The following is a 26,562-nucleotide window of genomic DNA, read 5'->3' on the forward strand; positions in this document are numbered from 1 at the left end:
GTGACTTTTGCTTTGGCCACAGAGCAAAAGTCACTGGACTCCCGCTTTCGCGGGAGCGACGGAGTGAGAGTTACCTATGTCCGACATCCTGCAAAAAATCATGGCCGTCAAGGCCGACGAAGTCGCCGCCGCGCGCAAGAAGCGCGACCTGCCGAGCCTGCGCGCCGAGGCCGAAAGCCTGCGCAACGAGGCCGGCTTCGCCCCGCGCGGCTTCGAACGCGCGCTGCGCGAGAAGATCGCCGCCGGCCACGCCGGCGTGATCGCCGAGGTCAAGAAGGCCTCGCCGTCCAAGGGCGTGCTGCGCGAGAACTTCGTGCCCGAGGCGATTGCCGAGAGCTACGCCAGCCACGGCGCCGCCTGCCTGTCGGTGCTGACCGACGTGAATTTCTTCCAGGGCCACGCCGACTACCTGAAGCGCGCGCGCGGCGCCTGCCCCCTGCCCGCGCTGCGCAAGGACTTCATGCTCGACCTGTACCAGGTCTATGAAGCGCGCACCTGGGGTGCGGACTGCATCCTGCTGATCGTCTCGGCGCTGGACCCGGGCCTGATGGCCGACCTGGAAGCGTGCGCGCACGAGCTTGGCATGGACGTGCTGGTGGAAGTCCACGGCGGCGATGAACTCGACCGCGCGCTGCGCCTGAAGACGCCGCTGCTCGGCGTGAACAACCGCAACCTGCGCACCTTCGAAGTCTCCCTCGACAACACGCTGGAGCTGCTGCCACGCATGCCGGCCGACCGCCTCGTGGTGACGGAATCCGGTATCCTGGGCCCGGACGACGTGAAGCGCATGCGCGATGCCGATGTCCACGCCTTCCTGGTCGGCGAAGCGTTCATGCGTGCGCCGGACCCTGGCGTCGAACTGGCCCGGCTGTTCGCGTAAGCCGATGGCCAAGGAAATCGAGCTCAAGCTTGCGGTGCCGGATGCGGCAATGGCGCCGGTCGCCGCCTGGCTCGACGCCAATGGTGAGGCGAAGGGCGAGCTCACGCTGCTCAACGTCTACCTCGACACGCCCGAACGCGACCTGGCCCGCGCGCGCGCCGCGCTGCGCCTGCGCCGCAAGAGCGCTCAGTGGCTGCAAACGCTGAAGACTGCCGGGCAAAGCCAGGCGGGGCTGGCCAGCCGGTACGAGTGGGAAACCGAAGTCGCCGGCGAAGCCATCGAGCTGCAGCGGCTGCCGGACGAGGCGCGGGCGCTGCTTGCCCCGCTGGCCGAGCGCCTTGCCCCAGTTTTTCGTACCGACTTTACCCGCCGCACGTGGATCGTTGAACAAGACGGCGCGCGCGTTGAGGCCGCGCTCGACAGTGGCGTGATCACTGCACCGGCCACCCACGCGCAGGAACGCATCCAGGAACTGGAACTGGAATGGCTGTCGGGCGATGAAAGCCGGGCAGCCGACGCGCTGCGCGCATTGGGCGCACGCCTGCAAGCCATTGCCGCGCTGACGCCGTCCGATCTCAGCAAGGCCGCGCGCGGCTACCGGCTGGCCGGTGTCGCCAACGCCTGATAGCTTCCCTACTCACTGCGATTCCGCCTCCATCCGTACGCATGCAAGCTGACCTGTTCGCCCCTGAGACCGACACCGCAACGCCGCGTGCAACCGCTACCGCCGGGCTGCAGGCCCAGGCTGACGCCCTGCCCGCCGCCTGGCGCGATTTGCTTGCCCCCTGCCTGACGGCGCCAGCTTGGCAGGAGCTGGCCAGCTTCGTCGACGGCGAGCGCTCGGCCGGCAAGCCGGTCTTTCCGCACGAGGTCTTCCATGCGCTGCACCTGACGCCGCCCGAAGCGGTCAAGGTCGTCATCCTCGGGCAGGACCCGTACCACGGCACCGGCGTGGTCGGCGGCGTGGAACTGCCACAGGCGCATGGCCTGGCTTTCTCGGTACCGGACGGCGTGAAGGTGCCGCCGAGCCTGCGCAACATCTTCAAGGAAATCGCGGCCGAGTATGGTGGCAGCCCCGTGGCGCGCGCGTCCGGCAATCTTGAAGGCTGGGCGCGTCAGGGCGTGCTGCTGCTCAACACCGTGCTGACGGTGGAACAGGGCCAGGCCGCCAGCCATGCGCGGCGTGGCTGGGAAGCGGTGACCGACTGCCTGATCCATGCGCTGGCCGAAAGCCATCCGAACCTCGTGTTCCTGCTGTGGGGCAGCCACGCGCAGGCCAAGAAGCCGCTTCTGACGGCCAGCCACTGCGTGCTCGAAGCCCCGCATCCTTCGCCGCTGTCGGCGCACCGCGGCTTTCTCGGCTGCGGACATTTCCGCGAAGCCAATCGTTGGCTGGAAGCGCACGGTCGTGCGCCGATCGACTGGCTGGCGGCCTGAGCGCCGCCTCTTCCTGCTCGCTCAACTCGGCTCATCTGCGCATCGCCCGAATTCTTTGCGATGCATCATGAGCTGATCAGAAAGTGGAAATCCCCGACTAGAAATCCGACCGCGCCCATTTCCGCCCTAAGTCGATTGCCTTATTTTTTGGCGAGCTTGGGCGTAGCAGGTTCGTGATCCTCACGCCCAAGATTGCCTGATACCCGCACGCCCCGACGGGCGTGCCGAAAAAGGAAATCGACGATGGGCGAGCGATGGAGTGATCCAGCAGCGCTGGTGACTGGAAGGCAAGCGTACCTTCTGGAAATCCGCAGTGCACCAAGCGCCAGCAAACTTTCGGTGGTGTCATTCAGGGCCGTGGAGCGCCTGGGCGAGCCCTACGAGCTGACCGTCCAGCTTACCCATCCACTGGAACTGGATCGCGCCGACTACCTCACCAAGCCGGCCACCTTTGTCATCCAGCCAGCGGATGGCAGCGAGCCGCGACGTTTCGCAGGACGCATCACCAGTTTTGGCAAGACCCGCCAGACGCAAGACTTCTGCGCCTACGAGATGGTGGTCCAGCCCGAGGTGGCGCTGCTCGGACTGACAACGCGAAGCCGTGTCTACCAGCACAAGAGCGCACCGCAGATCATCGAGGCCATCCTGCGAAGCCACGACCTGCTGGGACACCAGTTTGACTTCAAGACGCGGCGCCGGTACCTGGTGCACGACTTCAGGTTGCAACACCAGATGTCCGATTGGGAGTACATCCGGCTGTTGATGGAACAGGAAGGGTTGTACTCCTACTTCGTACCCGGCAAGTTCGGCGAGATGATTGTATTTGGCGATGACATCGACCATTACATCTATCAGCCAGAATTGAGAGTGCCTTACCGCGAGACAGCGGGTCTGGAGGCCGGCATCGAAGCGGTGTTTGCCCTCCAGACCCGTGCGAAAACGGTGCCGGAGTCATTCCTCGCGGCCGACTACAACCCGGCCAAGGCCTACGAGCGATTCAGCGCCGAGGCCAACATCGCGCCCAAGGACCACACAACCTACGGGCAGCCTTACATCTACGGCACCCACCACCTCGATCAGGACAGCGCCAAATGGGAAGCGCAACTGCGCCACGAAGCCGCGCTGTCCCAACAGGTCGTCTACGAGGGCGAGAGCAATGTGCTGGAACTGCGCCCAGCGCGCATCTTGCGCATGGACATCACGTTGCCCGATGCGCCTAATGGGCAGGTCATCACCGAGGTTATCCACACCGGCGCTCGCGATGAGGCGTACCGCAACACGTACAAGGCCATTCCCTCGGACCGGCGTTTCCGCCTGCCAATCAACGATGCGAAGTGGCCGCGCATGTCAGGCACGCTCAGTGGCCGTGTCACCTCGCCGGGCAAGTACAAGTACGCGTACCTCACCAAGGACGGCCACTACGTCGTCCGCTTTGACCTCGACTTCGACGCGTGGCCCAAGGGCGAAGAGAGCGTGCCGCTGCGACTGGCCAAGCCCTTCGCGGGCGCCCTGCAGACGGGCTTCCACTTCCCGCTGATCGATGGAACGGAAGTGGCAATCGCCTTTCATGACGGCAATCCGAACCGGCCGTACATCGCACACGCAATGCATAACAGCGAGCATGGCGATCTCATCACGAACCAGCACCAGTGGCTGTCACGCAATGTCATCCACACGCAGAGCAACAACAAGCTGCGCATGGAGGACTGGGAAGGCCAGGAGAGCATCAAGCTGTCCACGGAATATGGGGGGAAGACGCAGCTCAACCTGGGGTATCTGGTTGATGGCAAGAGGAAGAGGCGGGGGGATGGGTTCGAGTTGCGGACGAGCGGGCATGGCGCACTGAGATCAGGACGCGGCATGCTGTTCACCGCATGGACGCAACCGGCTGACGCGCCCCAACTCGATATGGCTGCGGCCATGAACGATATCCGCACCGTGCTATCCCAGGCCCAAGCACTGGCGAATGCCGCCAGCCAGTCCAAGGCCGAAATCGCGGATCTGAAAGCAGAGAACGAGTGGCTACGCAGCAGCGTGAATGAGCTAAAGCAGGCCGTCATGCTGCTAACGGCCCCCAATGGCATCGCTATGGCAACTCCGGATCGCGTCTCGGTAACCGCAGGCCGGGATGTCCATGTAGCCACCAAGGCGGACTGCAATGTCAGCGCGATGGCCAAGATCGCCCTTGCTGCCGGCGAAGCCCTGTCGCTGTTCGCATCCCGGTTGGGAATCAAGATTTTTGCGAGCAAGGGAAAGGTTGAAATCCAGGCCCAGAGCGATGCGCTTGACCTGTTCGCCGACAGGCAACTGCATATCGCCAGCGCCAATGCCGACGTGCTGATCGATGCGGGCAAGAAGGTGGCGATCGGCAGCAGCGGTGCCTATCTCGTCTTCGAGAATCACGCCGCCACATTCCATTGCTCCGGTGGTTTCAAGATCAAGGCTGCGTCATTCACGTTCGAAGGCCCGGACGGCCAAAGCTGTCAATTGCCGGCGTTGCCCAAGAGCCAATTGCAAGTCAGCGATCAATATCCGTCCTCCCACTGAGCCATGATCATTAGCCCACCCTTCCTGCCCGCTCTGACAGCCGAGGCCCTGAATGCCAACGATCCCTCCGGGATCGACCCGATGATGGACGCCGTGGACGGCTTTGAGTTGCCGCACCATGGCGTCTATCCCATTGCCTTTGACCGCCGCTGGCATTGCGGTGTGCACCTGACGCCCAGATTCCAGAATGAGCCTGTGCGGGCCATCGCGGACGGTGAAGTGGTCGCGTATCGGGTCTGCCAGAAGGCCATTGCCGACGGAAGGAAAGACCAAAACGGGGCGGAAGCCTTGAACTCCAATACCGGCTTTGTGTTGCTCAAGCACACAACCGAGACTGGCGATGGCAGGACCATTACGTTCCATTCGCTATACATGCACTTGCTGGATCTCGATGGCATTCGACGGCTGCAGCCGCAACCGAACAATCCACCGGAAGTTGGCACTTCTACGGCGTTACCGAAATGGTTGCTGAAGCCGACAAATGGCGTGCAAGTACCGGCAAAGCAGAAGGTCTATCGCAAGGACATGCTCGGGTACCCGGGAGCGTGCCATGGCTACTTGCATCTGCATTTCGAGATCTTCATGACCGAGAGCGACTTCACCGCGTGGTTCAGTCAGCCCGGGCATGGGGTGTTGCTCGACAACAAGGCACCCACCACCCCGGCGTCCAGGGACTACTGGGGGCATAGCTACTTTGTCATTCCTCCAGGACAGCCCTTTGTCCGCACGCCTCCCGAGGCTATCGGCGCCGCTGCGAAATATTTCCCACCGCTACAGGACGGCACACTGCCTACCGGCAGCAAGTTGTATGTAGAAGCGTTCTTCCACAAGGGGCAACGCTACACCCGTTCCTGGCTGGATCGGGCCGGCACGATCACATCGCTGACGCCAGTGCCTGTGGCGGCTGACAAGGACTATGAGTACGAGATGTACGCGCGCGCCACGGCGCTATATCCGCAATGTCCTAGCGATGGCTATGAAATGCTCCGGTTCGGTCGCATCCTGAACGAGCAGGCCACTCGTTCGGTGGCGCCGCCAATGACTTGGATTCCCGTGACGTTTGAGGTGGGCAAGCAGGGGTATGTCGATATCAGCCAAAGCACAATCCAGAAGCTCTCGGACGCGGATTTCCCGTTCTTCAGGGGATGGCAGAGGGTCGAGAAAGGAAACACGCCATTCAATCAGGATGGCTTGTGTGATTTCGATGCGTTGCGCAGGATTGTTGGCGTTGTTGAAGAGCTTGAAACGCCGGCCGAACGACTGCGCCCCGAATGGGAACAGGAAGACAAGCTGGCGACCTACATCCAGACACATCCCGCAGTGCGTGAAAAGCTCAGAGGGTTCATTTGCCATGCACCCAGCGAGTGGGATGCGGGTGGCAATGACGCCCGGTACCGACGCCTAAATGATCCGGATGGATTTTTTGGAAAGCGCAAGGCAAACGATCCTGAGGGATACGCCAACTTCCTCAAGTTCCATACACAGCTTCAGTTTTTGGAGCAAACGGCACTGGCTGGCGGGAGGAAGTTTTGGTTCTTTCATCCGTTGGCGTTTATTCGGCACTTCAGAAGGTGCGGATGGCTCGCCAAAGAAGAGCTCTCTCAAATCTACGCTGAGTCAAACTATAAATCCGTAGAAAAGAAAGGCGAGGATTATAAAGAGCATTACAGACCGGATCTCAATAAGATCTCGCGAAAATACTCGCTCGATAACCCAGTTCGCGGGGCCCATTTCTTTGGGCAATGCGCCATCGAATCGTTCTATATGATGGCAGTCAGAGAGTGTGGCGTTAGAGTACCTTTGGCAATTAGGGAAAATCACGTCCACATAGCAGATGAGGTTAACGGGTACTTGCAGTCTCCGCCGGCGTCTATTTCTGATGTGTCATATTTTTCGAAATTGTACGATCACCGAGTATCCCTCGGGAACACCGATGCCGGTGACGGCGTTAAATTTCGGGGGCGGGGATTTAAGCAGCTAACCGGTCGATATAACTACGCAGAATATTGGGTCTATAGGGGCTGGTTAGATTCAAAGACATACGATCATTCGTGGTTTAAAGAAAATAACGGAAAATTCAAGCCCGGACCCACTATTCCCAATCCACAACGAGTCGGAGATGAAGCATATTCATGTGTCGATACAGCAGGATTCTTTTGCGTGCGATATCGGGTCATCAAAGCTGCGGACAAGGGAGTTGTGGAAGTTGCATCTCGATCTGTTACGAAGATTGTGAATCCATATGACATTACAAGCCCGCCAGATCGCTGGAGAGAGACGCAGCGTTCATACCAAATTTTAGGGGACGCGATTTGAAACGATATCTTTGCTTCCTTTTTCTCCTTTCCCTGATGGGCTTCACCAAAGCCGAATCAATTAACTCATGCAGCGGAATTTTTTCGGCACGAATTCTTAAGCAAGGGATTATAGTTGTGGAGAAACATAATAAGGCGATCTGGAGAGGTAAAGTTAGCCACAACATCGTGGGCGGTGTATTCGATCTCGGTGATTCATTCTTTATTGCTTACGGCATTCCCGATGCCATGGATATTGCGCACCCACAGGCGATGCGCCTCTCAGCATACGCTTTAAAGCCAAATCCCCACAAGATCATGAGCATGTCATATGGAGGCGGGATTTTTGATGTTTCAGTAGGCAAAGATCGTGACATGGTTTTGGTCAATAGTCGCTTTGGTTTCGACGTGATAAACATAAAAAGAAAGATGAAGAAATCTTTTTCTCCGCTGTCTGAGCCCATCTTTGAAAAACAAGAGTGCGCACAAAAAAGCAAAAGGTAAAACCAGAGTTAAGGAATAAATTTGCAAGTGCATATTTTGATGGAAACTCACCTATGCGTTGAATCTCATACCACCAAAAAAAAAAACCTTAAAAATGCAGAATCCAGTTTGTTTAGGCGACGCAGTAGAAAACGGCGGCGAAGTCTGCAGCGCCTCACCAACCATGAGCTTCATGGGCCGTCCCCTCGCCCGCAAGGGCGACTCCGCGCTCTGCGCATTACACGGATCCACCACCATCGCGGAAGGCGCCGAAGGCTTTTGCGATCAGGACGGACACCCTATTGCCATGCATCACCACCGCTGCGCATGCGGCTGCCGGTTGATCGCGTCGCTACAGAACGTCTGGATTGGTTGAGCATGCCGATCGACCTGTCCCTTGCGGGCTATGCGGTTCCGTACCCACCGCGTGGTTTGCGATTCCTGCCATGGTTTTGCACGTGGCTGGCGGTCTGCGTGGCCGGCGCCGCAATCTCGATTTATTTGTGGCCAAAGGGAATTCCGGCAAAGGGTTTTTCGCTCTGGTTGAACGCCGTAGGCATTCCGAACATTGCATTTCTGGCCATGCTTGGCATGGCTCGGGTCGTCTGCGAACTTCAGTGGTGGAGGGTCCATCACTGGAACACCATCCGGAGAAACCGGGTCGAGACGTGGATACGCGAAGCGCAGCGTCCCTTGCAGGTACTTGGCGCGGGCTACAGCCTGCCATTACAGAAGCACACGACCTTAGTAGCAGCGCTCGATGCCGGAAAGCCTTTGGCAGATGAAAGGGCACCAAGGGAAGGTGCAGACCTCGTCCGCCATAATCGCTTTGATGACGACAACCTGTCCGTCATTTCCGCCGCACCCAATCCTGACCCCGCGCCCGATGGCGACGACGCCGCCGAAGAGAAATCCGAAACGGTTCACACCGTCGTTCTCAAACTGATGGATGCGATCACCCCTCTTGTTTCAAGCCTTGAGGCTCTCTCCCAATATGGTGCTCACTTTGCCCCTGCGGTGAAGGTATTGGCGCGGGCACCAGTTGCCGCGATTCGACTGGCTGAGGTCAAAGACGCCATGCGGCGTCTCGGTCTGCCAGCACTGGATTGCCAGATTGCGACCGTAGACGATGCCCTGACGGAAGCCGACGTGTGGCTCGATCAATGCGAATGGCGCCCGCTGTTGCTGGTGGCGGCCGAATGGCATGATGCCGAGCCGCCCGTCGATAGCACAGAAGGCTGTGTGGCCGTGCTGCTCAATCCGGGATGCTTCGAGTTGCCCGAGCAGGTGAACGTTGCCGGGGTCTTGCATCGACCGGTGTCTGGCTCCATCAACGCGCTGAATGCCGTATTCGCAAACGCCGTGGTGTGGGGCGACGCCGCCAACGAATCGATGATCAAAGCGTGGATCACAGGCCTGGCCAGCCCGGACGATACCGCGCTGCTTGCGGCATTCAAACAGCCGCCTCTCGCAATTCTCAGCAAGGGAGAAGCACAGCGCCGCGTGGATGTCGTCGTCGGTAATGCTGGCCCCTTGAACGTCTTGCTTTCCATCGCCGCTGCCATCGAATCATGCCAGGCCGGTGCCCATTTCATTGTGGACAATGCCCGAGCGGCGGTCCTTTATGTCAAGACCACTCCTCATGACGAATCCGAGCAATAACCTAAATGCGCTGGAGCACGGACCCAGGGCAGCGCCCGACCGCGCCCCGATGACGCTATGGGGCGGTCCGATGTCGATTGCCATAATCGGGATCGCCCTTGATCTAATCGTGTGGCTGAATGATGGGGCTCTCGGCCTGACATCGCAGACCGAAAAGATTACGTTCATGCTGTGGACTGTGCTTGCAGTGTTCGTGCTATGCCTGGTCTACGTGTTAGCGGTATTCCTGGGCGGCCACAAGGCTATCCAGCGTGTTCTTTCCCGCGTAAGCGCTGGAGTATCGGTGGAACGGAGAGCCACTGCACGACGATGTGACTGGCGGCTTGAGGAACTGAGCATGGAGTTGCGTCGCCAACCCGGCTGGCGTTGGCGCTATCGCCTGCCATGGCTGATGATCTGCGGCGACGACTCCGCCATCGATCAGGTCGTACCGGGCCTCAAGCAAGTCGGGGTGCGGTGCACCGACGAAGTCATTCTGGTGCATGCGGCACCGCAAGGCATCGAAGCAACCGCATGGCAAGAGCAGATTCGTACCTTGCGCCGGCGCCGGCCCGTCGACGCCGTGGTGCAAGTCGCAGGCAACGGCCCCGCAGATGTATCGGATGTCCAGTCATTGCGCCTGTTGAACGACTGCCAGCGAAGGCTGGGCTGGGCCGCGCCAATCATGTTCCTGTACGCGGTACCTGTACCGGCGCACGGCCCTCAGCCTGATCAGGACGAGCCGATAGGTGTCTTAGTGAATGCGACACATCGCGGCTCGCCAGACCAGACGCCCATGCACGACCAACTGGCCGCGCTTGAAACCAGCACGACCAATGCAATGTTGTTTCGCTTCAAAGACGAGAGAGCGCCTTTCATTGCCGTGATCTCAGCCTACATTGGCGCCCAGCGCGCTGGCATCGCCGATCGCTGGGCGGCGTGGCAAGCATCGGTTTGGCGATATGCGCCGCTGGCCGGCATCATGTTCGCGCCCGCTGTAGCGGCGCCCGCGATGACCGGGCCGATTCCAGTGGCAGACGCATCTGGAGACGTGACCCGTATTGCCGCTGAGGGGGTCCGTTCACTGCCCGCGCGCATGGATTCGGCGGCATTGCGGCTGACGTGGCGTGAAATTGCCCAGCAGGCCAAGAGTCATCATGGCCGCCGCATCGGCTTTTACCCGTGGACGGTAGTTGTGGTGGTAGCGCTAGGGTGTCTGGCTCTCTGGGCCGCCGGCATGGCTGTGTCCGGCGTGCGCAATTGGCGAGAGATCAGCGTAGCCGGGGACGCCATTCATGCCGTCCGTGCCGCCACGGACCCGGCCAATCGCCTGCATGCGCTGCTGGCCCTGCAGCAGCAGATCGAGCACTACGAATACCGCACACAGCACCATGCCCCGCTCCTGACCCGCTTCGGAATGAACCGCGATGCGCAAGTCCTGGCCGCACTGTGGAAGCCTTACACCCAGGCAGTCCGCCAGCAGTTGGTCACGCCCGTGCAACAAACGCTCGAGGCCTCGCTGACCGATCTCGGCCAGCTACAGACCACTTCGCTCGATGACAGGACCAGCCGCTGGGCCATGAGCGGACGCGATGGGCTCAAGGCCTACCTGATGCTGGCCGAGCCGGAGCGCGCGGAGCCGGCCTTCCTGGCCCAGCAAATGGCGCAGGCATGGACCACCGAAGCCCGCGTCACGCCCGGCGAACAGCAAGACCTTGCCGAGCGCCTGTTCCGGTTCTATGCCCAACACCTGAAGTCCAACCCCGGCTGGAAAATCGAGTCCCGCCCTGAACTCGTTGCCAGCGCCCGCCAGACGCTGCTGGCGGTAGTCGGCGCCCGCAATGCGCAGGACACGGTCTACCAGCAGATCCTGGACGGCATCGGCAGCAAGTATCCGGACCAGACCCTCGCGTCGTTGACCCTGGGCACAGACACGCGCGGACTGCTGCGTGCTTCGGCCATCGTGCCCGAGGTATTCACCCGCCAGGCTTACGAGGGCTACATCGCGGATGCCATCGAAGAGGCCGTTAAGCGCCGCGACGTGAGCACCGACTGGGTACTGGCCGGTGCCCAGGCGGGCAGCAACCGGCCGAACCAGTCTGCCGACGAACTGCGCATGGCGCTGACGCAGCAGTACTTTGCCGACTATGCCGAGCGATGGCAGGACTTCATGAATGCGCTGCAGTGGGAGCCCGCTGCCACGCTGCCAGCGGCAATCGGGCAGCTCAAGCTGTTGGCCGATGCCCGCCAGTCGCCGGTGATCGCGCTGATGAAGGCACTGGAATACCAGGGTGGCGCCGGTATGCAGCAGCCGTCCCTGTCGGACGCGCTGGTGAACAAGGCGAAGGACATGCTCACCAGCAAGAGCGACACCTCGCACGCGGCCAAGGCCGAGCCGGTCGGACCGCTGGATGCGGCCTTCGGGCCGGTGCTGCGCCTGGTGGGCCAATCCGGGCAAGGCACTGCCAACAGCGACCTGAGCTTGCAGCGCTTCCTCGACCGGGCCACCGCCCTGCGTCTGCGGCTGCAACAGGTCAATGGCAGCCCCGACGCTGACGAGCAGGCGCGCCAGTTGGCGCAGGCGCTGTTCCAGGGGAAGGGCTCGGAGCTGGCAGACACGCGCGCCTATGCCGAACTGATGGCAGCCAGCCTTGGCACCGAATGGGCCGGCATGGGCGAGACCCTGTTCGTGCGCCCCATCACCCAGGCGACACAGACTATCGTGCTGCCCGCGCAGGCAAGCCTGAACGACCTGTGGAATCGCGCCGTGGTCGGCGACTGGAACCAGTCTTTTGCCGGACGTTATCCCTTTGCCGACACGGTCAACGATGCCTCATTGCCGGAGTTTGCCCAGTTTGTCCGCCCGCAAGGGGGTCGCATCCAGGCGTTCCTGACCACCCAGCTGGCCGGTGTCCTGGAACTCCAGGGCAATCAGTGGGTCCCGGCCGTCGGGGCGCGGGGCATCACCTTTGACCCGGATTTCCTGAAGTTCATCAACCTGACGCAGCGCATCGGTGCCCACCTGATGGTGCAGGGGGAGCCGCAGTACCGCTTCGAACTCAAGCCCGTGCCGACGCCGGGGCTGACAGATACCGTGCTGATTATCGACGGCCAGAAGCTGCACTACTACAACCAGCGCGAAAGCTGGCAGCGTATGGCGTGGCCTTCGAACCATCTGCCGGACCTCGGCACCCGGCTGCAGTGGCAGACCGAAAACGCGGGGACGAACAAAAGCTACGAGTTTGCCGGGCGCTTCGGGCTCCTGCGCATGCTCGCGCGCGGACACATCCGGCAGATCGATGGCGCGACGTACCAGATTGGCTGGCCCGCCGTGCCCGACACCGGGACCGCGGCAATCGGATCGGACACGGACAAGGTGCCCGAAATCCAGTTCCAGATGCGCAGCGAGTCCGGTGCCGGAATGCTGGAGCTGCTTTCCTTGCTGGGCCTCAAGATATCGCCACGCGTGTTCCTGGACGCGCGCGCGGGGACAGTGGCCGATGCCGCGCCGTCCCCGGCCCGGCGCTCGCTGCCCGGACGAGCCCGATGAAAGACGCACTCAATACCGATAGACCTGTCCCGGCCGCGGCAAGCCACGCTTAAACCGTCGGCCGCAGGTCAAAATCCTCGAACCGTCCCTGCCCCGGCTCCACGTCCACATGCGTGACCTGCGAGGCCGGCGGACCGGACTGCATCCAGTCGCGTAGCGCTTCCAGTTGCAACACCGTACCGGCGGCCATGACTTCAACCGTGCCGTCGGACCGGTTACGCACCCAGCCCTTGAGCCCCAGCGAAATGGCCGCCTGCGCGCAGCCTGCACGGTAGCCAACGCCCTGCACGCGCCCGTGCGCCGTCATGTGCCAGATTTCCATGGCATCTTCCTCCTTGACCGCTTGCCAGCGGACCCACTACACCGGCATGTCATCCACAAGACGTAAACTAGACGGCTGTCCCAGGCGTTACCAGAGAACGCACGCCGCAAGACGTGATGCTGCCGGCACCCAGCCATCAGCCAGGTCCCTCCATGGGCCGCCCCTTCCGCGCCGGTCACCGCCATGCCGGCTGCGCCAGCCCACCAAGCGCCATGATGCAGCAACCCGCCAACGACAACCCGGCCACGCCCGCACCCGGCTATGACAGCCAGCTGCTGACCGCGCCGCCCAACCGCTTCGACTTCGCGCTGCTGCCGATCCTCCTGGCGATCATCGTCATGGTGGCGTTCGCCGCACAGCAGATGAACGTGCCGTTCGTGCCTGGCGAGCCGATGACGGTGCACCTCGACATCGCCTACCTGCCCTACTACCTGATGCGCACCAGCATTCGCATGCTGGCGGCGCTGGCGGCGTCGCTGGTGTTCTCGCTCGCGTTCGCGGCACTGGCGTCCAAGAACCGCACGGCCGAGAAAGTGCTGATGCCGGCGCTGGATATCCTGCAATCGATCCCTGTGCTCGGCTTCCTCTCGATCACGGTGACCGGTTTCATCGCGCTGTTCCCGGGCAACCTGATCGGCGTGGAATGCGCGGCGATCTTCGCCATCTTCACCTCGCAGGCCTGGAACATGGCCTTCAGCCTGTACCAGTCGTTTCGCACCATCCCGGGCGACCTCCTCGAGGCGGCGGCCATGTTCCGCCTGTCGCCGTGGCAGCGCTTCTGGCGGCTCGAAGTGCCGTTCGCCATGCCGGGCCTGCTGTGGAACATGATGATGTCGATGTCCGGCGGCTGGTTCTTCGTGGTGGCGTCGGAAGCCATCTCGGTGTCCGGCCACGACATCCGGCTGCCCGGGATCGGCTCCTATATCGCGCTGGCCATCCAGCAGCAGGACCTGGCCGCCATCGGCTGGGCCATCGTGGCCATGCTGGTCGGCATCCTGGTGTATGACCAGTTGCTGTTCCGCCCGCTGGTGGCATGGGCGGACCGCTTCCGCTTCGAGACGCTGGCCCAGGACAAGGAGCCCGAGTCGTGGCTGCTCGACCTGCTGCGCCGCTCGGAATGGGTGCGGGCCTTGCTGGTGCGCACCACGGCGCTGGCCGAGCGCACGCTGGCCTGGGGCGGGCGCCGGCAGCGCGCGACGCCCGCGGAGCCCGATCCGCGCCGCGCGCAATGGCGCGAGCGCGCCGGCAACGCCGTGATCCTGCTGGTGGCGCTGGCCGCGCTGGGCCGCGTGATGTATTTCGTGCACAGCGAAGTGGGCCTGGCCGAGGTCGCCCACGTGGTGTGGCTGGGCACGCTGACGATGGTGCGGGTGATCCTGCTGATCGCGCTGGCGGCCGTGATCTGGGTGCCGATCGGCATCCGTATCGGCCTGAACCCGTCGGTGGCCCGCATTGCGCAGCCGGTGGCGCAGTTCCTGGCGGCCTTCCCCGCCAACCTGATGTTCCCGCTGGTGGTCATGCTGATCGTGCGCTTTGGCCTGAATCCGGAAATCTGGCTGAGCCCGCTGCTGATCTTCGGCACGCAGTGGTACATCCTGTTCAATGTGGTGGCCGGCGCCTCGGGCATCCCGACCGAACTGAAGCTGGCGGCGCGCAATTTCGGCCTGCGCGGCTGGCTGCTGTGGAAGCGCTTCCTGATCCCCGCGGTGTTCCCGAGCCTGCTGACCGGGCTGGTGACGGCGGCCGGCGGTTCCTGGAATGCCAGCATCGTCGCGGAATATGTGACCTGGGGCGACCGCACGCTGGTCGCCACGGGGCTTGGCAGCTATATCGCCGAAACCACCGCGCGCGGCGATTTCCCGCGCATCGCGCTGGGCATCGGTGTGATGGCGCTGTTCGTGGTCGGCTTCAACCGGCTGCTGTGGAACCGCCTGTATCAACTCGCGCAGGAGCGCACCCGCTTGTAAGGCAACGATGGCAGAAAACCAGAACCCCGCCGTCACGGCACCGGCCGTGATCGAACTGCGCGGCGTCTCCAAGATGTTCCGCACCGCCAGCCGCAGCGACCGCGCCGTGCTGGAAGGGGTCGACCTGACGCTGCGCGAAGGCGAAATCGTGGCCATGCTCGGCAAATCGGGCTCGGGCAAGTCGACGCTGTTGCGCATCATGGCCGGGCTGGTCGGCGCCGACCGCGGCGACGTGCAGTTCCGCGGCAGCCGCCTGAACGGCACGGCCGAAGGCATCGCCATGGTGTTCCAGTCGTTCGCGCTGTTCCCGTGGCTCACGGTGCAGCAGAACGTGGAACTCGGGCTCGAAGCCCAGGGCGTGGCCAAGGCCGAGCGCGCGCGCCGCGCGGAAGCGGCCATCGACATGATCGGGCTGTCGGGCTTCAACGGCGCGCTGCCGCGCGAGCTGTCCGGCGGCATGCGCCAGCGCGTGGGCATCGCGCGCGCGCTCGTGACGCAGCCCGACCTGCTGCTGATGGACGAAGCGTTTTCCGCGCTCGACGTGCTCACCGGCGAAACGCTGCGCGACGAGATGCTGGACCTGTGGGAGAGCGGCCGCGCCAATATCCGGAGCATCCTGATCGTTTCGCACAATATCGAGGAAGCGGTGATGATGGCCGACCGCATCGTCATCCTGTCGAGCGATCCGGGCCGCATCCGCGCCGAAGTGCGCGTGCCGTTCCCGCGCCCGCGCAACCGCGACGCCGTCCAGGTGCGCGCGCTGATCGACGAGGTCTACACGCTGATGACCTCCCCGGCGGCGCCCGAGCCGCGCGTGCCGGCACTGGCGCCTTCGCGGCAGATCGGCTACCGGCTGCCGGACGTGGACATCAGCCAGATGGACGCCATCCTCGACCTGCTGTCCGAACCGCCGTTCAACGGCCGCGCGGACCTGCCGCACCTGGCCGACGAGGCCGGGCTGACCGACGACGACCTGCTGCCGGCCTGCGAAGCCTTGCAACTGTTGCAGCTCGCGCATATCGAGCGCGGCGACATCACCACCACCGGGACCGGCCGCGAATACTATGCGGCCGAGCCGAACGAGCGCAAGGCCATGTTCGGCCGGCAATTGCTGGGACATGTCGCGCTGGCCACGCATATCCGGCGCGAACTGGAAGCGTCGGAAGACGGCGAAGTCGGCGAAGAGCAGGTGCTGCGCGAACTGGAAGCGTTCCTCAAGCCCGAGGAAGCGGAGCGCGTGCTGTCCGTGGCGATCGACTGGGGACGCCATGGCGAGGTGTATGAGTACAGCTATAACAGCGGGATGCTGACGTTGCCGAGGGAGGAACAGGAGGAAGCGGGACAGGCGGGAGATTAGAGCCCCAAGCTTGCCGGGAGCAATGCTCCCCTCTCCCATTTATGGGAGAGGGGTTGGGGGAGAGGGCCGGATTATCTCGATGCGATGGGCTGGACTTCGTGGATGCGGCCGCCCTCTCCCTCGCCCCTCTCCCGCAAGCGGGAGAGGGGAGAGAACCAGCGGTGCACGAACTCCTGCGCCCTCATTAGTCGCGCATCCGCATCGCCCGCCCGATCGCGCCCGTGCGCAGCGCGATCTTGGCCGCATCCTCGCGCAGCGCGCGTAGCCGGCGCTCCAGCACCGCATTGGCCGGGCGCCCCGTGGAGCTGGCCGTCGGGCCGGCTTCGTGGACGGACTCCCTTGCCGCCGCGGCATGCGCGAGCTCATCGGCACGGCGCCGGTCGGCGGAATCGGCCAGCCGCGCACGCCGGTCGTCGGCGTGTTCGGGCGGCGGCCCTTCCGGCAGCGAGTCTTCCAGCGACGGGCCGGCGGCACTGGCCACCGGCTCCGCTGCACGGATAAAGCCGGCACCGCGGCTGCCCGTTCGATCATCCGCCGCCAGCCGTTCGACGGCCAACTGGAGGCTGCGGCTGGCCGCCTCCGTCGCCTGCTCGATCGCGGCTTCCGCCGCCGGAATGTCCAGCTCGTCGTAGTGCTGCCGCACCTGGATACGCGCCGCCGCCACGTGCGCCGCCACCAGGTAGTTCTGCACGATGAAGCGGTTCAGGTTGTCCACGGCGCGGTGCCGGCTCTTGGGCTCGTCGAGCATGCGCTGGAACGAGCCGATCAGTGCCGACAGCGCATCCATGAACTGCTTGCGCTGCACGCGGTAGGCAAAGTCGTCCTTGGCCCGGCGCAGCAGCAGGTCCCGTGTGGCGACGATGTAGCGGCGGTTGGCCTGCAGCACGTTTTCCACCAGCTTGGGAATGGCGCGATATTCCCAGCTTGGCAGCACAAAGCTGAACAGCGAGGCAATGATGCCGCCGATCACCGTATCCACCAGCCGCTCGCCCGCGGCATTCTGCGTGCTCGGCATCAGCAGGTTGATCTGGATAAGGACCTGCACGCAGGCCGCGATGGCCGTATAGCGGTATTTGATGGTGACGAACGCCGCGCTGGCCACCAGCGCCAGGAACAGGAAACCGAGCAGGATCAGCGGCTCGTGGAACACCTTCAGGATGCCCACCGAGATGATGCAGCCGATCAGCGTGCCGATCACGCGGTCGTTGTAGCGCTGCTTGGTCATGCTGAAGTTGGGCTTCAGGATGACGATGATGGTCAGCAGGATCCAGTAGCCGTGCGAGGCGTACGGCACGTGGTCCGCGATCCAAAGGCCGAGCGCCACTGCCATCGAGATCCGCAGCGCGAAGCGGAACGCGGGCGCGCGCCATCTGAGGTTGTCGCGCAGCACGCCGAGTTCGTATTTCTGGCGCGTGAGGAACGGCGTCATGTCGGCGCCAGGCAGCACCTTGGCCGGCTCCACGGGCGTGCGCGACGCCTCGTGCAGCTGTCCGACCAGCGTGATGGCGCCGCGGATCATGTCGAGGGTATCCACCAGCGCCGTCATGGCCGCGGCCGAGATGTGGTGGTGGCGCAGCTGGGCAATCTCGGCCTCGACCGCGTGCAGTCCGTCGCGATAATCCACCGCGGCATAGGACGGGCGCCCGCGCGTGACCTCGTAGGCGATTTCCTCCACGTCCTTGCACATCAGCATCACCAGATTGCGCAGGTGGTCGAGCACCGGCGTGCTGCCGAAGGTCCGGCGCAGCAGCGGATAGTCGGTGTTGGTCGACAGGATGTACTCGTACAGGTCCAGCATGCGCAGGTGCACCTGCACCAGCAGGCCGTCGTGCGGCGTGCGGTTGCCGCGCAGCACCAGGTCGCGCGCGGCCTGCTGGCGCTCGGCCACGACGATCTGCTGGCGCACCAGCTGGTTGAACTGGGCCTCGTAGTCATTGCCGGCGTCGTAGAAGCGGGCCTTGACCTCGAGATAGCTGGCCATCTCGTACAGCGACTCGGCCAGGATCTGCTGCTTGGTCCGGCGCTCGTTCACCCAACTGACGAGCATGGCGTACGCCAGGTAGGCCACCGCGCCGACGACGAACAGCGCCGTATGCTCCAGCGCGCGGCGCACCACGAAGTCCTCGTTGATGGTCAGCGTCATCACGAACAGCGTGGAGAACTGCAGCGGCAGCGTCTTGTTGCCGTACACCGTCATCATGCCGGCCATGAAGGTAACCAGCACCAGCACGAACGGCATCACGCGCGGAAACGGCGTGGTCAGCGCCACCAGCAGCGTGACGGCCCCGCACAGCAGCACGCTGGCCAGCATCTCGTTGAACTTGTGGTTCAGCGGACTGGGCAGGTCCATCAGGCTGGTGCACAGCGCGCCCATCGACACCACCATCGCGGTAGGCAGGTCGGCGAACTGCAGGGCGATCAGCGTGGCGCCGATCACGCCCGTGGCCGAACGCAGGCCACGGTAGACATAGTGCGAATAGACGAAGGTGCGGGGGTCGTGCGCGTATTGCATGGACGCGAGGCTGGGTCAGGCTGACGGAGAGGCGATCGGGAACGCGGACTTCAGCGGCCCAGCCAGCGCGTGCGCGCGGCATGGCGCCCGCCTTCCAGGCTCAGCTTGTGCTGCGTCGCGGGTTCGCGCGCAAGCGTCAGCGGCAGCACCAGCAGCTCGTCGCGCCGGAACACATGCAGCGTGACCGGATCCGTGGCACGGTAGCGCGCGAGCAGCTTGTCGAGTTGCCCGGGCGTGACGCGCAGGCCGTCGACCGCGGCCAGCAGATCGCCCGCGGACACGCCGCCGGCCTGCGCCGCGCCGCCGTCGAGCACCTGCGTCACGCGCACCCAGCCATCGTCGGTCTTGGTCTTGATGCCCAGCGCCGCGGTGCGGCTCGCCTTCTGCGTCTCGGCCTTGACGCCGAAGCGCCTGAACAGCGGCGCCAGCGGCAGTTCGCCGGTGCCTTCGGTCAGCGAGCGCAGCAGCGCTCCCAGGCGCAGGCCCGTGACCTCGTCGAACAGCGCATGGACTTCGGCTTCGGTGACACCACGCTGCACCGCATCGGGCGCATAGAAATCGCGCCCGTAGCGCTGCCACAGTGCCCGCATCACGTCATCGAGCGAGCGCCGGCCGCCGGTCTTGTCGCGGATGGTCAGGTCCAGCGTCAGCGCTACCAGCGAACCCTTGGTGTAGTAGCTGACGATGGCATTCGGTGCGTTCTCGTCCTGCCGGTAATACTTGGTCCACGCATCGAACGAGCTATCGGCCACGCTCTGCTTGGTGCGGCCATTGCCGCGCAGCACGCCGTTCCAGGTCTTGGCCAGCATCTCGACGTACTGCGTGTCGGTCACGCAGCCCGATCGCACCAGCACCAGGTCGTCGTAGTAGCTGGTGAAGCCCTCGAACAGCCACAGCAGCGGCGTGTAGGTTTCCTGCTGCAGCCGGTACGGCACGAACGCGGCGGGCTTGATGCGCTTGACGTTCCAGGTGTGGAAATACTCGTGGCTGCACAGGCCCAGGAAGGTGCGGTAGCCCTCGCTGGTCTCGCTGTCGCCGCGCACCGGCAGGTCCGAACGCGCGCACATCAGCGCGGTGCTGGCGCGATGCTCGAGACCGCCGTAGCCGTCCGTGGTCACCATCGTCATGAAGACGTAGCGGCGATTGCTGTCGAGGAACGGTGCGCGCGCGCCACGTGGCTCGAACAGGCGGATCTGTGCTTCGCAGATGCGCTTGAGGTCGCGGCAGACGCGCTCGATGTCGAGCTGCGGCACGCGGCCCGTGAACACCACGTCATGCTGGGCACCGCACGCGCGGAAGCTGGCCAGCAGGAACTCGCCCATTTCCACGGGGTGGTCGACCAGTTCGTCGTAGTCGGCGACCTGGTAGCGGCCGAAGCCGTAGCGCTTCGCGCCTTCGCGGCCCGAGGCCTCGCGCATCGCGGTGGCCACGCGCCAGTTGCGGTAGGCATCGCCGGCGGGCGCGTGGATATCCACGGTGCAGGGCTGGTCCTGTTGCCCGTCCACGCACAGGAACACCGAGCTGCCGTTGAAGAAGCCGTGGGTGGTGTCGAGATGCGCGGCGCGCACCGACAGGTCCCAGGCATAGACTTCGTAGCTCAGCGTAAGCGCACCGGCGGCTGCGTCGACCGGCGCGGCCTGCCAGCTCTGCTTGTCGAGCTTGTTCAGCGCCACCGGCTTGCCGCCCGCATCGGCGCGGATGCGCACGATATGGCGGGCGAAGTCGCGGACCATGTAGCTGCCCGGAATCCAGGCCGGCAGGAAGAAGCGCTGGCCGGCGGGATCGGGCGAAGTCACCGTGACGGTGACGGCGAAGAGATGCGCTTCGGGGTGAAGCGGGGCGATGGCATAGCGGATCGGCGTCATGGGCATGATTGTAGCGTTCGTCATTCGGCGCGATCCGCCGAGGCTGTCGCACGCAGGCGCGTGCGGTCAGTTCGCGCTCAGGTGCGGTTGACGTTGACCACCGTGCGTCCGCGCAAGCCGCCTTCAACGATGCTGCGGCCGGCCTCGACGGCCTCGCCCAGTCCGATCTCGCGCGTGATCGCGTTGAGGCGGTCCGGCTCCAAGTCCGTCGCCAGACGCGCCCACGCCTGCTCGCGCAAGGCCATCGCCGCCATCACGCTGTCGATGCCGGCCAGCGTCACGCCACGCAGGATGAAGGGCGCCACAGACGCAGGGAAATCCATGCCCTGCGCCAGCCCGCATGCCGTGACCACTCCGCCGTAGCGTACCTGCGCGCAGGCATTGACCAGCGTGTGCGAGCCGACCGCATCCACCACCGCCGCCCAGCGTTCCTTCTGCAGCGGCTTGCCCGGCGCGGACAGCTCCGCGCGATCGATGACCTCCGCGGCGCCGAGCGCCTTGAGGAAATCGGCTTCGTTGCGCTTGCCGGTGGAAGCCACCACGCGATAGCCGAGCTTGCCGAGAATCGCAATCGCCACCGTGCCAACACCGCCGGATGCGCCCGTGACCAGCACCTCGCCATCACCGGGACGCACCGGTCCATTGACGCCGCCACGCTCCAGCCCGAGCACCGACAGCATCGCGGTGTAGCCCGCCGTGCCAATCGCCATCGCCTGCCGCGTGGTGAAGGCATCGGGCAGGCGCACCAGCCAGTCGCCCTTCAGGCGCGCACGCTGCGCCAAGCAGCCCCAGTGCGTCTCGCCGACGCCATAGCCGTTCAGGATGACCTTGTCGCCGGCCTTCCAGCGCGGATGGGAGGACTCCAGTACCGTGCCGGCGCCATCGATGCCGGCCACCATCGGCCACTTGCGCACCACCGGCACTTTTCCGGTGATGGCCAGCCCGTCCTTGAAGTTGATCGTGGAATAGTCGACCGCGACCAGCACGTCGCCGTCGGCGGGCAGTTGTGTCTCGTCCAGCGTGGCGATATTGGCCTGGGTCGCGCCGTCGGCCTGGGTCAGCAGCAATGCCTGGAACGTCATGGAAGTCTCCTGTGCCGCCCTGCGGGCGGTCTGTCTCGATGAGGTGATCGGGGAAGATCCGGAATGAAAAACGGCCGGACTCGGTCCGGCCGTTGCTCGGGCCGGGACACCGGCCGCGCCTTACTTCTTGATGCTGGCGAGCTTGCGTTCGAGCGTGCCGGCATCGGCCGCGCCCGGAATGCGCGTGCCGTCCATGAAGAACACGGCAGGCGTGCCGGTAATGTTCAGGCTCTGGCCGAGCGCCAGGTTTTCATCGACCGGCGTCTTGCAGCTGCCGTTGCCGGTCAGGGCGACCTTGTTGAGCATCCAGTCGCGCCACGCCTTGGTGCGGTCGGCGGAGCACCAGACCTGCTTCGCCTTGGTCGAGGAATCCGGCGACAGCACGGGATACAGGAAGGTGTAGACCGTGATGTTGTCCATCTGCTGGAAGGTCTGCTCGATGCGCTTGCAGTAACCGCAGTTCGGGTCCGAGAACACGGCGACCTGGCGGCTGCCGTCGCCCTTGGTCCACTTGATGGCGCGCGCCAGCGGCAGGTCGGACCACTTGATGCGGTTGATGTCCGCCATGCGCTCTTCGGTCAGGTTGGTGCCGGTCTTGGTATCGATCAGCTCGCCATTGATGACGTAGCGGCCGGTGGCGTCGGTGTAGACCACCTGCCCGCCGACGTTGACCTCGAACAGCCCGGGCACCGGGCTCTTGGTCACGCTCTTCACCTCGGCGCGGCCGCCCAGCATCTTCTGCAGGGATTCCTTGATGCGATCGGTGCCGGGTTCGCCCGCCGCCATGGCGTGCATGGCAAAGCCTGCTGCCGCGAGGCCGCCGGCAATGGCAGTGGTCCAGGCGGGGTGGCGGCGCATGAGTTGGAACATATCGACTCCAGTTCGGTCAGGGTCCGGGCACCCGGCGTCAGCCGAGCGCCCGTTCAATCAGGAAGCGCTTGAGCAGCGACTGCCGGCCCACGGTGCGGATACCGGTATTGCGCACCACGCGCGCCACGCTGCCGGGCAGCGAGAACAGCCTGTGCAGGCCGTCGGTCGCGGCGGTCAGCGACAGCAGGTCAGTGGCACGGGCCCGTTCGTAGCGGCGCAGCAGGCGCAGGTCGCCCTCGCTGCGGAAAGGTTCTTTGGCGGCCATGACCTTGCCGAGTTCCGCAACATCGCGCAAACCGAGGTTCATGCCCTGCCCCGCCAGCGGATGCACGACGTGCGCGGCATCGCCCACCAGCGCCAGATGCGGCTGCACGAACTGCTCCGCGCGCTGCAGCACCAGCGGGAATCCCTGCGCCGGCGTCACGCAGCGCAGCTTGCCGAAGCGGCTGCCGACCGCGCCGGCGGCCGCCTGCATCACCGTGGCGGCAAGCGCCTCGGGCGACAGTGCGACCAATTCGTGCGCGTGGGCCTCGTCGGCCGACCAGACCATCGAGACGCGCGAACCCGGCAGCGGCAAGATGGCCAGGATCTCGCCGTTGGCGGCCTCTTCGTCCGCCATGAGCTTTTCGGGCGCGCCCGTGAACCATTGCCAGGCCGTATCGTGATGCGGCCGTTCGCATTCGAAATTCGCCACCACGCCAAGCTGGCGATAACGCCGCGTGGTCACGCCGATATGGCACTGCTGGCGCACCCAGGACCGCGCGCCGTCGGCGCCGACCACACAGGCCGCGCAGATCTTCGCGCCGCCGGACAGCGTGAGGGTAGCGCCGTCGGCATCGCGCTCGAAGCCGGCGGCGGTATCGTCATGCCAGTGGACCTGGTGCTGGAAGCCCAGCGCGGTATCGAGCGCCCGCTCCACCAGGCCGGATTCGACGATCCACGCCAGTTGCGGCACCGCGGCGGCATAGGCCGAGAAATGCAGGTCGCCGTCGAGGCTCGGAGAGGTTTCGGCGGCGCTGGCATCGCCGCACACGCGCATGTCGCGCACGGGCTGGATACGGGCCGGGTCGAGCGCTTCCCAGACCCGCATGCGCTCCAGCAGCGCCTGCGAACTCGCGGAAAACGCATAGATGCGGCTGTCCCAGTCATCGGGACCGGCCGGCGCGCTTGCACGCGCGGGACGCGGCGCGACCAGGGCCACGTTCATGCCCTGCTGCGCCAGCAGCAGCGCGCAGGACTTGCCTACGATGCCACCGCCGACAACGGCGATCTGGAAAGCTGACGGATTACGCACGGACGCATTGGATCGGGTCATGGCTGGATTATAGCCACGTCACCCCTCGCAGCCCCGGCTGGGCAGAGCCGGCAGGGCAAGGCTTGGGAGCCCATCCGCTAGAATATGGGTTTTGCAATTTCCCGCCAGACACCATGAGCCTCCAATGCGGCATCGTCGGCCTGCCCAACGTCGGCAAGTCCACGCTGTTCAACGCCCTGACCAAGGCCGGCATCGCCGCCGAGAACTATCCGTTCTGCACCATCGAGCCCAATGTTGGCGTGGTGGAAGTGCCGGACCCGAGGCTCGCCAAGCTGGCTGAGATCGTCAAACCCGAGCGCATCCTGCCCGCCGTGGTGGAATTCGTCGACATCGCCGGCCTGGTGGCGGGCGCCTCCAAGGGCGAAGGCCTGGGCAACCAGTTCCTGGCCAACATCCGCGAAACCGACGCTATCACGCACGTTGTGCGTTGCTTCGAAGACGAGAATGTGATCCACGTGGCCGGCAAGGTCGATCCGCTGTCGGACATCGAGGTGATCAACACCGAACTGGCGCTGGCCGACCTGGCCACCGTCGAGAAGGCTCTGGCGCGCTATGTGAAGCCGGCACGCGCCGGCGACAAGGAAGCCCAACGCCTGGTCGCCGTGCTGGAAAAGGCACAGACCGTGCTCGACCAGGCCAAGGCCGTGCGCACGCTCGACCTGGCCCCGGAAGAGTGGGAAGCCATCCGCCCGTTCTGCCTGATCACCGCCAAGCCGACCATGTATGTGGCCAACGTCCGTGAAGACGGCTTCGAGAACAACCCGCACCTCGACACGGTACGCGAGTACGCCAAGACCACGGGCTCCCCGGTCGTGGCCGTCTGCGCCGCCATCGAGGCCGAGATCGCCGACCTGGATGACGCCGACAAGGCCGAATTCCTGGCTGACCTGGGCATGGAAGAACCCGGCCTGGACCGCGTGATCCGCGCTGGTTACAAGCTTCTGGGGCTGCAGACCTACTTCACCGCCGGCGTGAAGGAAGTCCGCGCCTGGACCATCCACATTGGCGACACCGCCCCGCAGGCCGCCGGCGTGATCCACACCGACTTCGAACGCGGCTTTATTCGCGCGCAGACCATTGCCTATGACGACTACATCGCCTTCAAGGGCGAGACCGGCGCCAAGGAAGCGGGCAAGATGCGGGCGGAAGGCAAGGAGTATGTGGTGAAGGATGGGGATGTGATGAACTTCTTGTTTAACGTCTGACGGTTTTTGCTGATCTCGGGAGAGATTGGTGCCGCTCGGCGGACTGAGCAGGCCTATTGAAATCAAGGGCTTGCCAGACAATACGGTCTGCCGGGCGTTCCTGTTGTTCATCGAGGCCTGAAAAATCCCGGGGGAGGGGGTGTGCGCAAAGGAGTGATATTGCCATGACCGACAAGCCGGCCTCCCTGACTCCAACCCCCAAAGGCTACGCCGACTGGCTGGCCGACCTGAAAGACCGCATCCACACCGCGCAGCAGCGTGCAACGCTGGCGGTCAATCGGGAACTGGTGGGACTGTACTGGCATATCGGCCGAGACATTCTGGCCCGGACAGGCCGAGCAGGGTTGGGGCGCGAAGGTGATCGACCGGCTGGCGCATGACCTGCGCACGGCCTTCCCGGAAATGAAGGGCTTTTCGCCGCGCAACCTCAAGTACATGCGGGCGTTTGCCGAGGCCTGGCCGGACGTCGAAATTGTGCAACAGGCTGCTGCACGATTACCCTGGGGTCACAACCTGGTATTGCTGGATCGTCTGAAAGAACCAGCCGCGCGCCTGGCCTATGCCCACGCCGCCATCGAACATGGCTGGTCGCGCAATGTACTGAACATTCACATCGAAACCCGCCTGCTGGAACGCACAGGCAAGGCCGTCACCAACTTCGGACAGCGCCTGCCTGCACCACAGTCCGATCTGGCCATCGAGTCGTTAAAAGATCCGTACCGCTTCGACTTCCTCGGTTTGGGTGAGGAAGCACACGAGCACGAGATCGAGAACGCATTGATGCAGCACGTCACTGATTTCCTGCTGGAATTGGGCGCAGGCTTCGCCTTCGTTGGCCGGCAAGTGTTGCTGGACGTGGGCGGCGATGAGTTCTTCATCGACTTGCTGTTCTATCACCTCAAGCTGCGCTGCTACGTGGTGATCGAATTGAAGGCGGGCAAGTTCAAGCCCGAGCATCTTGGGCAACTGGGCTTCTACCTGACGGCGGTCGACACACAGGTGAAGCATCCAGACGACGGCCCTACCATCGGCCTGCTGCTGTGCAAAGGCAAGAACAAGGTGGTGGCTGAATACGCACTGCGCAACAACGCCCAGCCACTGGGCGTAGCCGAATATCAACTGGTGGAGTCCCTGCCTGCAGAATTGCAGACCAGCTTGCCTAGCATTGAGCAGATTGAGCGGGAGCTGGGTAATCCCAAGGATGCTGGAAGCGAGTAAAGACGTCGGCGGACAAG

At 64.0% G+C, this 26,562-nt stretch carries 18 protein-coding genes and 1 pseudogene; 13 read left to right on the forward strand and 6 right to left on the reverse strand.

Annotated features, from left to right (window positions below):
- The first annotated feature begins 76 nt into the window (after positions 1-76).
- The 9 genes from trpC (at position 77) to ACIGJB_RS14760 (ending at position 12,832) form a co-directional block, all read left to right on the forward strand.
- Positions 77-880: an indole-3-glycerol phosphate synthase TrpC gene (gene trpC / locus ACIGJB_RS14720; RefSeq protein WP_483730488.1), complete on the forward strand. Its 804-nt coding sequence runs from the start codon at positions 77-79 to the stop codon at positions 878-880.
- 4 nt (positions 881-884) lie between these two features.
- Complete coding sequence (locus ACIGJB_RS14725) at positions 885-1,505, forward strand: CYTH domain-containing protein (RefSeq protein WP_483730489.1); 621 nt, start codon at positions 885-887, stop codon at positions 1,503-1,505.
- A gap of 41 nt (positions 1,506-1,546) precedes the next feature.
- On the forward strand, positions 1,547-2,317 hold the full coding sequence (locus tag ACIGJB_RS14730) for a uracil-DNA glycosylase (protein ID WP_483730490.1): 771 nt from the start codon (positions 1,547-1,549) through the stop codon (positions 2,315-2,317).
- Between the two features lie 243 nt (positions 2,318-2,560).
- A complete protein-coding gene (locus ACIGJB_RS14735) occupies positions 2,561-4,864 on the forward strand; it encodes a type VI secretion system Vgr family protein (protein ID WP_483730491.1) in 2,304 nt (767 codons plus the stop codon).
- A gap of 3 nt (positions 4,865-4,867) precedes the next feature.
- Positions 4,868-7,180, forward strand: coding sequence for a hypothetical protein (locus ACIGJB_RS14740; RefSeq protein ID WP_483730492.1), 2,313 nt, complete (start codon positions 4,868-4,870; stop codon positions 7,178-7,180).
- Positions 7,177-7,662, forward strand: coding sequence for a hypothetical protein (locus ACIGJB_RS14745; protein ID WP_483730493.1), 486 nt, complete (start codon positions 7,177-7,179; stop codon positions 7,660-7,662). The genes ACIGJB_RS14740 and ACIGJB_RS14745 overlap by 4 nt, the downstream gene beginning before the upstream one ends.
- A gap of 94 nt (positions 7,663-7,756) precedes the next feature.
- Positions 7,757-8,017 (forward strand): PAAR domain-containing protein, encoded by a 261-nt coding sequence (locus ACIGJB_RS14750; RefSeq protein ID WP_483732340.1) that lies wholly within the window; start codon positions 7,757-7,759, stop codon positions 8,015-8,017.
- 2 nt (positions 8,018-8,019) lie between these two features.
- Positions 8,020-9,303 carry a hypothetical protein gene (locus ACIGJB_RS14755; protein ID WP_483730494.1) on the forward strand — a complete coding sequence of 428 codons (1,284 nt, stop codon included), beginning with the start codon at positions 8,020-8,022 and terminating at the stop codon, positions 9,301-9,303.
- Positions 9,245-12,832, forward strand: coding sequence for an ImcF-related family protein (locus ACIGJB_RS14760; protein ID WP_483732341.1), 3,588 nt, complete (start codon positions 9,245-9,247; stop codon positions 12,830-12,832). Before ACIGJB_RS14755 ends, ACIGJB_RS14760 begins: the two co-directional genes overlap by 59 nt.
- A gap of 49 nt (positions 12,833-12,881) precedes the next feature.
- Here the strand turns inward: ACIGJB_RS14760 and ACIGJB_RS14765 are convergent, their stop codons facing one another.
- Positions 12,882-13,154, reverse strand: coding sequence for an acylphosphatase (locus ACIGJB_RS14765; protein WP_483730495.1), 273 nt, complete (start codon positions 13,152-13,154; stop codon positions 12,882-12,884).
- A 215-nt stretch (positions 13,155-13,369) separates the two neighbouring features.
- Between ACIGJB_RS14765 and ACIGJB_RS14770 the strand changes: the two genes are divergently transcribed.
- Both ACIGJB_RS14770 and ACIGJB_RS14775 read left to right on the forward strand, forming a co-directional pair.
- A complete protein-coding gene (locus tag ACIGJB_RS14770) occupies positions 13,370-15,121 on the forward strand; it encodes an ABC transporter permease (protein WP_483732342.1) in 1,752 nt (583 codons plus the stop codon).
- Positions 15,122-15,128: 7 nt separating this feature from the next.
- Positions 15,129-16,478: an ABC transporter ATP-binding protein gene (locus ACIGJB_RS14775; RefSeq protein WP_483730496.1), complete on the forward strand. Its 1,350-nt coding sequence runs from the start codon at positions 15,129-15,131 to the stop codon at positions 16,476-16,478.
- A 184-nt stretch (positions 16,479-16,662) separates the two neighbouring features.
- Here ACIGJB_RS14775 and ACIGJB_RS14780 read toward each other — a convergent pair whose 3' ends face one another.
- The 5 genes from ACIGJB_RS14780 to ACIGJB_RS14800 all read right to left on the reverse strand — a co-directional run bounded on the left by ACIGJB_RS14780 (position 16,663) and on the right by ACIGJB_RS14800 (position 24,122).
- Positions 16,663-18,990, reverse strand: a complete 2,328-nt coding sequence (locus ACIGJB_RS14780; protein WP_483730497.1) for an FUSC family protein — start codon at positions 18,988-18,990, stop codon at positions 16,663-16,665.
- A gap of 50 nt (positions 18,991-19,040) precedes the next feature.
- Complete coding sequence (locus tag ACIGJB_RS14785) at positions 19,041-20,855, reverse strand: M61 family metallopeptidase (RefSeq protein ID WP_483732343.1); 1,815 nt, start codon at positions 20,853-20,855, stop codon at positions 19,041-19,043.
- 77 nt (positions 20,856-20,932) lie between these two features.
- Positions 20,933-21,937: an acrylyl-CoA reductase (NADPH) gene (acuI, locus tag ACIGJB_RS14790; protein WP_483730498.1), complete on the reverse strand. Its 1,005-nt coding sequence runs from the start codon at positions 21,935-21,937 to the stop codon at positions 20,933-20,935.
- A 120-nt stretch (positions 21,938-22,057) separates the two neighbouring features.
- On the reverse strand, positions 22,058-22,807 hold the full coding sequence (locus ACIGJB_RS14795; RefSeq protein WP_483730499.1) for a DsbC family protein: 750 nt from the start codon (positions 22,805-22,807) through the stop codon (positions 22,058-22,060).
- A 37-nt stretch (positions 22,808-22,844) separates the two neighbouring features.
- On the reverse strand, positions 22,845-24,122 hold the full coding sequence (locus ACIGJB_RS14800) for a UbiH/UbiF family hydroxylase (RefSeq protein WP_483730500.1): 1,278 nt from the start codon (positions 24,120-24,122) through the stop codon (positions 22,845-22,847).
- 113 nt (positions 24,123-24,235) lie between these two features.
- Between ACIGJB_RS14800 and ychF the strand changes: the two genes are divergently transcribed.
- Both ychF and ACIGJB_RS14810 read left to right on the forward strand, forming a co-directional pair.
- Positions 24,236-25,327, forward strand: a complete 1,092-nt coding sequence (gene ychF / locus ACIGJB_RS14805; RefSeq protein ID WP_483730501.1) for a redox-regulated ATPase YchF — start codon at positions 24,236-24,238, stop codon at positions 25,325-25,327.
- 164 nt (positions 25,328-25,491) lie between these two features.
- Positions 25,492-26,545 (forward strand): annotated as a pseudogene (locus ACIGJB_RS14810) (PDDEXK nuclease domain-containing protein).
- Positions 26,546-26,562 lie beyond the last annotated feature (17 nt).

Source organism: Cupriavidus sp. C2SS-8b (assembly GCF_057073745.1).